The organism is Streptomyces sp. NEAU-sy36 (genome assembly GCF_013423905.1).
GTDB classification, from domain to species: domain Bacteria; phylum Actinomycetota; class Actinomycetes; order Streptomycetales; family Streptomycetaceae; genus Streptomyces; species Streptomyces misionensis.
This window is the reverse complement of sequence record NZ_CP058977.1, coordinates 4232088-4244328: the sequence shown is the minus strand read 5'-3', so window position 1 is coordinate 4244328 and position 12241 is coordinate 4232088. Positions and strand designations below refer to the sequence as shown.

At 70.6% G+C, this 12241-nt stretch carries 12 protein-coding genes and 2 pseudogenes; 10 read left to right on the top strand and 4 right to left on the bottom strand.

Translation table 11 applies throughout. The annotated features are described in order from the left end of the window. The first annotated feature begins 46 nt into the window (after positions 1-46). From HZZ00_RS19285 to HZZ00_RS19275, 3 genes are all read left to right on the top strand, one after another. A complete protein-coding gene (locus HZZ00_RS19285) occupies positions 47-523 on the top strand; it encodes a hypothetical protein (RefSeq protein WP_180327606.1) in 477 nt (158 codons plus the stop codon). A gap of 33 nt (positions 524-556) precedes the next feature. Further along, on the top strand, positions 557-1135 hold the full coding sequence (locus tag HZZ00_RS19280; RefSeq protein ID WP_180327605.1) for a TlpA disulfide reductase family protein: 579 nt from the start codon (positions 557-559) through the stop codon (positions 1133-1135). 287 nt (positions 1136-1422) lie between these two features. Then, positions 1423-2252, top strand: a protein-coding gene (locus tag HZZ00_RS19275) for an IS5 family transposase (protein WP_374028555.1) whose coding sequence is annotated in 2 segments (ribosomal slippage) — positions 1423-1753 and positions 1753-2252 — 831 coding nt in all. Because the reading frame shifts where the segments join, the coding sequence is not laid out codon by codon here. 142 nt (positions 2253-2394) lie between these two features. On the opposite strand, the pseudogene HZZ00_RS19270 reads toward HZZ00_RS19275, so the two are convergent. After that, positions 2395-2559: pseudogene (locus HZZ00_RS19270) on the bottom strand (IS5/IS1182 family transposase); the annotation flags it as partial. A 159-nt stretch (positions 2560-2718) separates the two neighbouring features. After that, positions 2719-3675 (bottom strand): NADP-dependent oxidoreductase, encoded by a 957-nt coding sequence (locus HZZ00_RS19265; protein WP_180333596.1) that lies wholly within the window; start codon positions 3673-3675, stop codon positions 2719-2721. A gap of 127 nt (positions 3676-3802) precedes the next feature. Between HZZ00_RS19265 and HZZ00_RS19260 the strand changes: the two genes are divergently transcribed. The 7 genes from HZZ00_RS19260 to HZZ00_RS19230 all read left to right on the top strand — a co-directional run bounded on the left by HZZ00_RS19260 (position 3803) and on the right by HZZ00_RS19230 (position 10527). After that, positions 3803-4384: a TetR/AcrR family transcriptional regulator gene (locus HZZ00_RS19260; protein ID WP_180327604.1), complete on the top strand. Its 582-nt coding sequence runs from the start codon at positions 3803-3805 to the stop codon at positions 4382-4384. A gap of 648 nt (positions 4385-5032) precedes the next feature. Next, on the top strand, positions 5033-5335 hold the full coding sequence (locus HZZ00_RS19255) for a hypothetical protein (protein WP_180327603.1): 303 nt from the start codon (positions 5033-5035) through the stop codon (positions 5333-5335). 460 nt (positions 5336-5795) lie between these two features. Then, positions 5796-5972, top strand: coding sequence for a hypothetical protein (locus tag HZZ00_RS19250; RefSeq protein WP_180327602.1), 177 nt, complete (start codon positions 5796-5798; stop codon positions 5970-5972). Between the two features lie 831 nt (positions 5973-6803). Beyond that, a complete protein-coding gene (locus HZZ00_RS19245; protein WP_180327575.1) occupies positions 6804-7103 on the top strand; it encodes a hypothetical protein in 300 nt (99 codons plus the stop codon). Between the two features lie 264 nt (positions 7104-7367). Continuing rightward, the gene (locus HZZ00_RS19240; RefSeq protein WP_180327601.1) at positions 7368-8855 is read left to right on the top strand and encodes an MFS transporter; all 1488 of its coding nucleotides are present in this window, start codon (positions 7368-7370) and stop codon (positions 8853-8855) included. A 66-nt stretch (positions 8856-8921) separates the two neighbouring features. Then, positions 8922-9572, top strand: a complete 651-nt coding sequence (locus tag HZZ00_RS19235) for a TetR/AcrR family transcriptional regulator (RefSeq protein ID WP_180327600.1) — start codon at positions 8922-8924, stop codon at positions 9570-9572. Between the two features lie 388 nt (positions 9573-9960). Beyond that, positions 9961-10527 (top strand): ester cyclase, encoded by a 567-nt coding sequence (locus HZZ00_RS19230; protein ID WP_219013902.1) that lies wholly within the window; start codon positions 9961-9963, stop codon positions 10525-10527. Positions 10528-11024: 497 nt separating this feature from the next. Here the strand turns inward: HZZ00_RS19230 and HZZ00_RS19225 are convergent, their stop codons facing one another. Both HZZ00_RS19225 and HZZ00_RS38605 read right to left on the bottom strand, forming a co-directional pair. Next, the gene (locus HZZ00_RS19225) at positions 11025-11228 is read right to left on the bottom strand and encodes a hypothetical protein (protein WP_180327599.1); all 204 of its coding nucleotides are present in this window, start codon (positions 11226-11228) and stop codon (positions 11025-11027) included. Positions 11229-11767: 539 nt separating this feature from the next. Further along, a pseudogene (locus HZZ00_RS38605) lies at positions 11768-12142 on the bottom strand (transposase family protein); the annotation flags it as partial. Between the last annotated feature and the right edge of the window lie 99 nt (positions 12143-12241).

Below are 12241 nucleotides of genomic sequence, written 5' to 3'. Positions count from 1 at the left end.
ATGATGTCAGCGCACCGGCTCCGACCAGGGGCCCGAAAGGAGCGCCATGATGTTCACCCCCTGGCGCAGCGCACTCACCTACGCGGCCTGGGTCACGCTGATCTCATGGCTCACCGGGGCTGTGGTGCTGGCCGGCTATTCGCTCGCGTTCGACGACAAGCTCGGCCCCACCGGGCCCGAGCCGCTCACGTGGTGCAGGGACCAGGCCGTCTTCCTGGTCACCTGCACCGCAGTGCTCACCTTGGGTCGCCGTCTGCTCTCTCCGCTGCCACGCTGGAGAACGGTCCTCATCGACGGCACCCTCTACATGCTGGTCCTCGGCATCGCCAACGCAGCGCCCTACGGAGCGGTCAACCCGGGGGAGCTCCTGGACGCCGCGGCGATGTATTCGTTCTTCGCGCTCTTCACGCTCCAACTGCCGACCGCCTGGGGCATGTCCGCCGTGCGCTCGGGCAAACTCGACGCCGTCCTGAAGAAGCGCTACACCCTCGACGGCAGTGAGCGGGCGACCCCGAAGCCGTGAGCACGTTCTCGAACCTTCCGCCCAATGCTCCCCATGGCAGTCCGCAGCAGGGGTGACATCCTGGTCATCATGAACATCGCAAAAGCTGCCGGCCTCGTCCTGGCCCTGCTGATGGCATCAGGCTGCGCGGGACCCAAACTGGACGATGGCCAAGCACCCCGCTTACAGCAGACGTTCGCCCCGGCCCACCGCCAGAAAATGCCCGACCTGGCGGGGACCGCGATCGACGGTCGCCCGATCGCCGTACACGACTACCGAGGCAACGTGCTCGTCGTGAACGCGTGGGCATCCTGGTGCGGCCCCTGCCGCGCCGAAGCTCGTGACCTCTCCGCCGTGCACACCACCCTCCGCACGCGCGGCGTACGAGTCATGGGCGTCGACACCGATGCGTCGAGGGCAGCCGGAGCGGCCTTCGCCCGCGAGCACCACGTCACCTACCGCAGTCTCCACGACCCGAAGACCGCCCAGCTCCTGCGCATCCCCAGGGGCCTGGTCAGCCCGCAGGGCTACCCCTACACCTTCGTCGTCGACCGGCAGGGCCGGATCGCAGCTGCCCGGATGGGCCAGATCAGCCGGGCCGAACTGGACGCTCTAGTCGAGCCGCTGCTCTGATTACCGGACAGGCCTGGCCTACACCGACGGTAGCGGTGCGTCGCGCCAGTTGAGGACCATGTCGAAGCTGACCACCGTGCCGCGCCGACCGGGCTTGGAGCCTAAGCGGGACATGGGCGGCAAATCCTCGGATCAGGCAGAGGCCGCGGCCGTGCTCGCGGCGAGACGTCGGCCAGGAGGCTGTTCACTGGGTGGCTGATGGACCAGGTGGCGGACTTAGAGCGTGTCTCTTTGATGGGTTGATCAGTTGATCGGATGTGTCCGTCCGATTAGTGATCACCGATGCGATGTGGGACCGGATCGAGCCGCTGATGCCTGCCGATCCGGTCCGCGGGCGGCGATGGGCCGACCACCGCCGCACTCTTGAGGCCATCGCGTGGAAGTACCGCACCAACTCGCCCTGGCGAGACCTGCCCGACGAACTCGGCTCGTACCAGACCGCTCACAAGCGGCTGATCAGGTGGGCCGTCGATGGCACCTGGGAGAGGATCCTCGCAGCGGTCCTGGCGGCGGCGGACGCCGACGACGACCTCGACTGGACGGTGTCTGTGGACTCCACGGTCGTCCGGGCCCACCAACACGCTGCCGGAGCACGCAAAAAGGGGCGTCCCACTCCGGCGAGCCCGCCCATCACGCGCTCGGACGCTCCCGCGGCGGACTGAGCACCAAGGTCCACCTGGCCGCAGACGGCCGCGCACGACCCCTCGCCTTCACCGTCACCGCAGGCCAGGCAGGCGATGCACCTGCATTCGAGACGGTGATGTCCCGCATCCGCGTGCCCCGCCTTGGTCCGGGCAGGCCCCGGACCCGGCCCCTGGCCGTTCTGGCCGACCGCGCGTACTCCTCACGTGCCATCCGCAGCCACCTGCGGCGCCGGGGCATCCGCGCGGTCATCCCGCAGCCGTCCGACCAAGTCGGCCACCGCCTGCGGCGAGGCCGGCTCGGCGGCCGCCCGCCCAGCTTCGACAGCGAGGCGTACAAGCAGCGGAACTCTGTCGAGCGGTGCATCAACCGCCTCAAGCAGTGGCGTGGCCTGGCTACACGAACCGACAAGCTCGCGATCGCCTACCAGGCAGCCCTCCACCTCGCGGGCATCCTCATCTGGACCCGACGCTGACCAAAGAGACAGAACCTAGTCCGCCGAGTGGAGTGACCTCGTCGGCCGCGGCGCGACTCTCCCACCACAGGCGTGTGTTGCTGGATGCGGCGCGGTCGTGGTGCGCAGGGCCGAGGATGGTTGCCGTTTTCTCGTAGCGGGGGCCTCGACGCAGCTGGCGGCCACGCTGACCTGCAGGAACCGGGATCACCGCCCGGATGCCGCGCTTGCGCAGGTGGTTGCGGGTCGCACGGGATGAGCAGGCCTTGGCCGCGAGGACGACGTCCGGCCTGGTACGAGGGCGTCCGCGCTGCCGAGGGACGCGCAGGCGGCCGGCGCGTCCCAGCCGCCGCCGTACCGCCGCGTTGGCGCCGTGCGTTGGGAGCAGCACTCAAAACTCATGAAGACTTATCGGCCCGGAGATCGCTGACCGCCGCTCGAACTGGTCGAAAAGTGCTGTCACCAAAGGCGAACGAAGCCACTGCGGCTAATTGGTGACGCCGATGGCGGGCAGGAGCAGGAGCTTCCCGTGGGCGTGCCCGGTCAGGCTGATTTCAAGGGCCTTGCGCCAGTCCGCGAGAGGGAAGGTTCCGGCGATCGGTACGGTGAACCTGCCTTCGGCGGCCAGCTGGGCGAACTCGGGGAAGGCGCCGAAGCGTTCGTCGTCGGTCTGTGTCGCGGGGTCCTCGTGAAAGGTGTCGCGTACCCCGAGCTCGGGGGCTGCGGCCAGGTCGGAGCAGGTCAGCACACGCTGGGGGTCGCCGCCGGCGATCTTGACGAGTTCGGGCAGGGCGCCGCTCGGCGGTGCGGCGTCGAAGACGAGGTCGGCCTGGCCGAGGCCGAGGGCCTTGACCCGTTCGGCCAGGCCTTCGCCGTAGCCGACCACCGTGGCCCCGAGGTCGCGCAGCTGCTGGGTGTAGGTCTGTCCGGCGGTCGCGATCACCCGTGCTCCGCGGACGAGGGCGATCTGCACGGCCGCGTAGCCGATGGTGGTTCCGGCGCCGTTGACCAGGATCGTGTGCTTCGCGGTCAGGCCGAGTCGTGCGAGGTGCCAGGACGCGGTGCTCAGCGCCATCGGGAGCGCGGCGGCCCGGGTGAGGTCGAGGCCCTCGGGCACCGCGAACCAGTGGTCCAGCACGGCGCGGTCCGCCGCGCCGGCGCTCGGCTGGCCGGCGAAGTCGGCGGTACCGAACACGCGGTCGCCGACGGCCGTGTCCGTGACGCCCGCGCCGATGGCCTCGACGGTGCCCGAGACGTCGCAGCCGATACCGCGCGGCAGGCTGCCGGGGAAGAGCCCGCGGCACAGCGCCCAGTCGGCCGGAGCCAGTGCGCACGCGTGCACGGCGACACGGATGCGGCCGGGTCCCGGCTCGGGCACGGGAGCGGTCTCCAGGCGCAGGACGTCGGCGGGCTCGCCGTACTGGTGAAAGCGCACCGTGCGCATGGTGCCCGGCGCGAAAGCGGATTGGGCCATGAGGTTCCCCTCCCAGGAGTAAACGGAACGCGTTCCGTTTGGTTCGGGCCTAGACTACCCCGATGACCGACTCAAATGGAACGCGATCCACTTAGCTATGGCCACCGAACCGTCCTCGGCACCCCACCAGCCGCAGCGTGCCGACGCCGCGCGCAACCGCGCGACCGTGCTCGCGGCGGCCATCCGCGCCTTCGGCGCCGGTGACACCGAACCGTCGATGCGCGAGATCGCTCGCCAGGCGGGCGTCGGCGTCGCCACCGTCTTCCGCCACTTCCCGACCCGGGAAGCGCTCGTCGACGCCGTCTACCAGGACCAGGTCGTCCGGTTGACGTCCGGCGCAAGCGAGTTGCTCGCCGACTACCCGCCCGCTCAGGCACTGCGTCGGTGGATGGACCTGTTCGCGCAATGGCAGGCGACCAAGCACGGCATGACCGACACCCTGCTCACCATGATCGACGCCGGCGAAATCTCCCTCGCCCACACCCGGCAGGAGCTCATGTCGGCCATCACCATGATCCTCGGCGCCGGCGCCACCGCCGGCGACATCCGCGCCGACGCTCGCGCCGACGACGTCTCCGCCGGCATCCTCGGCATGCTCGCCGTCGCCGCCAAGTCCGGAGAACCTGCCCAGGCCCAGCGCCTGCTCGACCTGCTCATGGACGGCCTCAGACCGCGCTGAGGTGCGCAGGCGCTCCACCGCCCGCCGCCTCAAGTTCGGTCCGGCCACCGTGTTCCGCGAGCGATGTATTCGAGACGTGGCCATGAGGGAACCGGCCACGACGCGCCCGATCGTCAGGCCGGCCCCCTGGCTCAGGCGCCACCATGGCACCGTGCGCATTGCCGAACTCGTCCTCAAGTATGTGCAGGTGCTGGCCTGGCCCGCCGTCACACTCACCGTGCTCTGGATCCTTCGGGCTTTTCTGCCAGAGGTTCTCGGGCGGATGACCCGGCTGGAGACGCCGGTCGGAGCCATTGAATTCGCAGCCGCAGCGCGGGACGTGCTCCGACAGTCCGAGACCGCGACAGACGGCAGCACCATGCCTGTTCCCCGCAGGTTTCCGTGCCGCAGCCCGTCTCCACCCCGCCGCAGCCTCCACCGTTCGGAACTGACACACAGGCGCCTCCTCCCGCTGCACAGGGAAGCGCCGGCGAGCCCGGCAGCCCTCCACAACCGGGAGGACCGCCCTCTGCGTCTCGGCCCGGACCAGGGACCGGATATGGGTATCCAGGGCCGGTACCCGCCCCCCTTCCTCCGGACTACGCCCCGTCTGACAACGGGTACCTGACAAACCTCCGACGCGCCCAACTGCGTGAGGCCCGCCACGCAGTGGACGCCGCACCTGCCGGCGCGGTGGCCGCAGCCTGGAACGCGCTGCACGCCCTGTGTACCGAGATGGTCACCGCAGCCGGCTTCCCCGCGCCCTCCCGTCCGGCGGAATTCGGCGCCCGACTCACCTCGCTCGGGGCGTCTCCGCACACGGTGATGGCCATCGAGCGCCTGCAACGGCTGAGCGTCGACGCCCTGCGCGAGCCGGCCGCCGTGACCCCGAACGCGGCGCGGGACTATGTCGACGCCTGCCTCGCCACTGCCCAGAACGTCGAACGGCTGAGGCAGCGGTGGGGGTGGTGATTCGTCAGGGCAGGTGAAGAGGCACGGCCAGGCACCCGCCTGCCCCCGCCGATCCAACGCACCGGCGCACCCGCCCGGCCGATGAGGGCGCTCAGCAGCGCCGCCTTGGTGAGGCCCAGCCGGTACAGCATTCCGAACCCGGCGCTCGCCTGGATCAGCACGCCCGCCTCTCCTCGTCGACTACTTCCTCTTCCCCGTCTTCGGCAGCGAGCTCCAATTGGACGCTGCGCGGTGGCGGTGCGGCTCCGGCGGGCTCGGGTCGTCGAGTATCCGGCCGCACCGCAGGCCCTGCGCTGGGGCTCTGTCCACCGCAGCAACATGAACGAGGACCGATGCCGAAGAAGCCGGCCGCGCTCGCTGCGCGGCTCAGCACACACCATGACCATCCGTGATGTTCGGGCCTCCTCGGGCGCGCGGATCGGCTACGGTGCGAACGGATTGCGGGGAGGGAGAGGAACGGATGAAGCGTCCTGGCTACGCGCTCGTGGTGGTGCTCGACGTCGTACTGCTGATCGGCCTGGTGCAGGGCTGGCTGCCGACTAGCTCCGATGGCTTCCGGAAGTTTTTGATTACATTCACCACCGTGATCCTGGCGTTCATCGTCTACCTCGCGATCCGGCCGACCGGGCGCGACTGACGCCCTATCCGGGGTCCCACCAGGCGCGGCGGCGCGGCTATGTGGCGAGCCAGCGACCGGCGTCGGCCAGGTGCTGCTGACTGGCCTTGACCGCTGGTCGTGGCGGATCACCACGCTGCCCAGGAGCGGTTCAGTGCTGTTCAGCGGCTCAGCCTGGGCTTCGCCGGAGAGCTGTCTGGCCCACCAAGGAGCCGAAGGGCCGACCGCTCTCCAGCGGCTCTCTGGATACCGCGAGCTCAGCGCCCTGCGCTCCGTGCTGGCGTGTCCCCGGAAGGCGAGCGCCCTACGCGAGAGCGCCGCGGTGGCCTCCGGCACCGGCCCGGCCTGGATCGTATGAGGACTCGCTGCTGCAGAGCATGCTGACGAGGATGGGCATGACCTGCCGGGCAGCTGCCGATGGCGACCTCAAGGTGGCGGCCGTCGACGTCGCCGCGACGGTGTTCGGGATGAACGACGGTGGGCGCTTCCACCGTCGGCACCTGCTCGCCGAAGCCCGCCGCCACCTCGTCCGTTCTGCGCGGCCGCCGCGATCCCGGCCTGGACGACGGAATCGTGGCCGCCGCTGTCTCGACGCACTGCCTGGACATGAGCCGAAGACTGTACGCGGCCTGGAGTCCGGCTACCGCTTCTACACCGCCCGCTGGTCCTTGTCGGACCTCCCCATCCGCCGCTGCCCACCCGCCCCCGCCCCCGCGCCCGACCCGGGCCGGCAGCCCCCTGGCCGATCCTGGCGAACAGGCTGCGCACCGGTCCCCGGGCCAGGACGCGGGGGAGTGGGAGATCAGCCGCATCCCGATCCCGTAAGAGCGCGCCGTCCTCGCCGGCGCGGTGGTGAGGGAGAAGCTGCGCTTCGCCACCGCTGCCGCTGCGCGGGGCCGGGCGTACGACGTCGTCCGGCACCAGCAGGCGGCGATGCCCGAGCAGCTGCTCGCGCCTGAGCTGACCGACCCCGATCACGACGACCAGGAGGAGGAGCCCCGCAGCCGCGAGGCGATGGACATGACGGCGCTGCGGGCCCTGCGGAAATTGGAGGCCCTCGATCTCACAGCCGAGCGGCTGCGCCACCTTCAGGACGTGGCGCATCGCCCGCAGGAGCCCGAATCGCACCGCGACCGGGAGGTCGGCCACTGAGCGCACCCAATGCCGCGCACCCGTGGCACCGGTTCCCGTACCCAGTCCCTCAGGCCGGGCAGTAGGACGCGAGGAAGCACCCCAGGGCTGTCGGAGCGGAGTGCTCCGCTCCGATAGAGTGGTGTTGGCGGACACGTCCGCCCCAGGCCACCTGCCCGGCCACCGTTTCGGCACCCAGGCAGGCGGCCACCCCCGTATGCCCGGGCGCGCCCCGCTTCCTCGCGGCCGTGAGTCGCCCGTCAGCCTGAGATGGAGGAGTCGTCAGTGGACGACAAGAGAACCAGCCACCGCCTCAAGGTGGCCCCACGGTCGAACGCGGTGCTCGCCGCGCTGCTGACCGCGGTGGCCGCCTTTTCGATGATGCAGACCATGGTGATCCCCGCCCTTCCGGTGCTTGCGCACCGGCTGCGGACCGACACCGGTACGGCGGGCTGGCTGGTCACGGCCTTCCTGCTCGGCGCCGCCGTCCTCACCCCGGTGCTGAGCCTGCTCGGTGACCGCTACGGTCACCGACGGCTCCTGGTGATCGTTCTGGCCGTGTTCCTGGCGGGTACAGCGGGGGCCGCGGCTGCTCCGAACATCGGCTGCCTCATCGCCCTGCGTGCCGTGCAGGGTGTCTCCATGGCCGCGCTTCCGTTGTCCCTGGCCATCGTCCGCGAGGCCATGCCGAAGGAGCGGATCGCCTCCAGCTTCGGCATCACCACGGCCATGATCGGTGGCGGAGCCGGCCTCGGGATGGTCCTGGGCGCGCTGATCATCCAGCACACGTCATGGCGCTGGATGTTCGGTGCCGAAGCCCTGCTGATCGCCCTCGCCATCGCCCTGGTCGTTGCCTGGGTGCCGGAGAGCCCCGAGCGCTATGCCAAGCGCATCGACCTGCCTGGTGCCTTCCTGCTGGCCGCAGCCGTCGTCGCCCTGTTGCTGGCGATCACGGAAGGAAACAAGTGGGGCTGGACCTCCGCCGGGGTGCTGCTGCTCTTCGGGGCCGCCGCGATGTTCTTCGTCGCGCTCGGTTTGTCGTCCGTGCGCCGCACCGACCCGATCCTGGATCTGCGGCACATCACGCATCCGCCCATGCTCGTCACTAATCTCGCGGCGCTGCTGATCGGCGTGGTGCCGTTCTTCTTCTACGTCCTGGTCCCGCAACTGCTGCAAATGCCCGCAGGACTGCCGCCCGCACTACGCCCGGCGGCCTCCTACGGCGGCGGCCTGTCCGTCATCCAGTCCGCACTGCTGATGCTCCCGGGCTCGGTTTGCGTCATCCTGGGCGGGCGCAGCGCGCACTGGCTGCGTGGGCGGTTCGGCAGCAAGGCGCCGCTGATCGCCTGCATGACCCTGATGACGACCGGAGCCGTACTCACGGCGCTCTCCCCGGTCTCCCCTGCGCAGCTCGCCGTGTGGTTCTGCCTGGTCGGCCTCGGCGCGGGCTACGGGTACGCCGCGCTCGCCGACCTGGTCGCGGCCATCGTGCCGCGCCGGGAGATCGCCGCCGGCAACGGTCTGAACACCGTCGTCCGGACGGTGGGCAGTGCGCTGGGCGGTCAGCTCTCCGTGGTCTTCCTGCAGACCTTCACCGTCCAGGGCACCCCGGTCCCCGACCAGGATGCCTTCACGGTAGGTTTCTGGGTCGCCGCCGCGCTCGGCGCCCTCGGTATCCTGCTCGCCGGCGCCCTGTGCATCCGCCCCTACCACCAGGACTCCGTCCCCGAGCCCAACGTGGTACCACTGGCTTCGAGCCGCGTCGGCCAGTAATGACACAGGTCAACGCCGCCCTGCGTGGAGGGGCGGCGTTGGCTGCCGTACCGAAGGAGCACGAGCATGCGCGCCGACCGAACAGGACCGCCCCGCGGACGTCAGAGGGAAGCCGACCGCAACGACGAGCGGGTCCTGCGCGCGGCGCGCGAAGTCTTCGCCGAACTCGGCTGGGACGCCCCCGTCTCGGAGATCGCCCGCCGCGCCGGCGTGGGCATGGGTAGTCTCTACCGGCGTTACCCCGCCAAGGAGGACCTCGCCCAGGCACTTCGGGTGGAGGGCATGAACGAGCTGACCCTCCTCGCGCGCACCGCCCTGGCCGACCATCCCGACCCCTGGGCCGCTTTCGCGGCCTTCCTGCGGGCAGCGCTGTCCACCACGGACACCGGTTCCCTCCTCGCGCTCCTCGGCGGCCGCCTGCCCGCCACCGACGAGGTCGACGCCGCGGACAACCGCCTCCAGCGGGCACTCGACGACCTGGTGGACGCCGCCCACCGCAGCGGCGCACTGCGCCGGGACTTCACCTCGGCGGACATCCCGCTGCTGCTCACCCACCTCAACGCCCGCCTGCCCACGAGCACCGAGCGCGCGATCGAACTGCACCTGCGCTACCTGGACCTCGTCCTGCGAGGCCTGCAGAACCCCCCGAAGCCGGGCGACCAGCCCACCAGCCCGCCCGACTGGACGGAGCTGAGGGGCCTTTGGAACTCTCCCTGACGCGCGCCCAGCCGCGACTTGGCAGTCCGTCTGCCCGCCACCCCCTGCTCGCGCGGGAGATGATGTTCAGTCCGCCGAGCGCAGTGCGGGGCGATCTGCTTCGGGCAGCCACCAACTGCCGCTGGGCAGACGGTGCCAGCGGCGGTGTCGCGCGTAGACGTGGATGAGTTCGAGCATCCGGTGGGTGGCGGGGGTGGCGGCAGCGGTGTTCCAGACGGCGTACCAGAGGAACAGCGGGACGGGGCCTGTGAGAGGGCGGGCGGCGAGCCCGTCGGGGAGGCGCCCGGTGGGGAGACCGAAGGTGGGGTAGCCGCGGGCGGTGACGGTGGCGTGGATGTCGGCGCGGCCGCGTCCGCGTGCGCGCAGAGCAACTCGGAGGGCGAAGGCGGTGACCGCCTGGTCAACGGCCGCAGCACCCGGCTCGTCCGCCGCCCCGGCCGCTCACTCGGTCACCTCACCGGGCCACCAGGCGCCGGCCAAGAGCCCTGAGGCCATGCTCGACGCCTGGCTGCGCCTCTGGAACGGCGATTACACCCAGGCACCCGGAATCATCTCCCCGGACTTCACCGTCCATGCCGCCCTCCTCGACGGAGGCGACGGCAGCAGCATCCGCAGCGCGGACGGCCTGGTGGCCTGGATCGCCCAGACCCGCGCAGCCTTCCCCGACCTGCACTTCTCCCTCCAGACCGAACCCCTGACCGCCGCAGACCGCGTCTCCGTGCGCTGGACGGCCAGCGGCGCCTACGTCGGCGGCTTCCCTGGCGCCAAGGCCCAGCCCGGCACGACCGTCACCTTCACCGGCACCGACACCCTGCGCATGAAGGACGGCAAGTTCGTCGAGTACTGGCTCAACTCCGACACCCTCCAACTCCGGCGCGTCCGGCTCGGCCTCACCTCCCGCGGCTGCATGTCGTCCTGGCAGGCAAGGAGGAACACCTGCTCGACATCCGCCTGAAGGCGCTCGCCGACGTGAAGGACATCGCCGTCGCGGTGTGGGTAGATACCCTGCCCCGGCTCCAGCGGGGCGAGCCCTGGTACGAGATCGGCGTCGACGACCCGGACCGGCGCCGCCGGCGCTCCCCGACCCCGGCGCCCGGCTACGCCAGGGCGGCGGCCACGGTTCCTCGAGGACGGCGCTGCTGCCGGTCGACGGGCACGGCGCCTGGCGCAGCGAGCGAAGTGCGGTGCCTTCGGCGCATGGCCGATCGCGTAGGCGGGGCGGTAGTAGTCGAGCACAGCTGGCGCTCCTCGGGCTCATCCGCCGACGGCGCGTCGAGGCCGCGCAGCGGGATGGTCCGGCGGACGTTCTCCCCGGCCTCGGCACGACGACGCGGCGCAGCCGAGGAGGAGCGCTTGAGCGCCCTCTGATGGAGGCGCAGGAGTCGCCGGCCTGGTGCCCGCGTAGCCGTAAGGCCGGGCGGAGACGCACCGGATGCCTCCGCCCGGCCCGGCTCAGCGACGGATGATCACCGTCAACTGCCTCCCGCCGGTGACCGCGCCGCCGGCGACTCCCGCGATCAGGGAGGCGTCACCGTGGCCGGTGAAGGCGAGCAGGACGATGGCGATGACAGACAGCAGGCCGGTGACGGCTGCGATGGTGCCGGGTAAACGTGCTTCGGCAGGCGGGGTGGCCGGGGTACGGTCGGAAGACGTCAAGGAGTCCACTCTCCTCACGGGTGACTGGAGATCCGAGGCGAACGCGGGGGAGACCCGGGCGAGGCAGGCCGGCAAGCACTGAGCCTCAAGCGGGTTTCCCCTCGCCATGCCGGGGACCGCTGGAACATTGCTCAGGCTATCCGCCCTGCCCCCGCGCCCGTCATGAGCCGTATGCGTACAAACACGGTCGGTGAACTTCGACAGGTTGCACAGGGGTCCGGGGAAAGCGCAGGTCGATGCCCGCTCTCACCACCGGGTGCCCGCGGGTCTGTAAGGCCCCCGGTGGACGCGGGCCCTGGGACGCGGGCTCGAAGAGGAACGGCATGTCGTCGGTGACGACCCGCACTTTCCGCACGGCCACCTGACTGTCGAGCGCCGGCGCTGCTCGATGAGAGCGTGTCCGGGCGCTCTACTCCTCTCCTTCAAGGCCACAAGAACCGGATCGACCCTCACCCGCGCTGCTCCATGCCATGGAACACCGCCGCCGTCGAGGACCAGGGCACCGACCGCGCCACCGCATCGGCCCGCAACAGACCTGCCCCGTGCACCGCCTTGATCACCGAGCACACCGTCGAGGACGGTCGTGCGACGACCTGGACGTTCATGCCGGGTTTCCGGTGCTTCTGAGCGTAGTGCGGCTCGTCCTCGGCGACGCGTCGATGGGGAGGAGCGTGCCGTCGACGATGACGAAGTCTCCTTCGCCCAGGCCGACAAGAGCCTCCTGGAGGCCGGGCGTCCAGGAGGCCGGGACCTCCAGACCCTCGTCCACATACCGCCGACGGTTGCGGTGGAGATCCCGAAGTCGGCTGTGCTGCGAGCTGGGGCAGCGTCTCGTTCTTGCACAGGTGCACCAGCGCGAGCAGAGTCTGGTGGAAACAGCCCAGCTTGCGCTCGCTGCGCGCCGAGCGGGCGCGGAACGTGAACGATGCGTGCCCGTAGGAGCGTTTGCGGTTCGCGTCCTTGCAGTAGACGATCCGGGTCTTGGCCGGGTGCAGCCGCAGCCCGACTGCCTC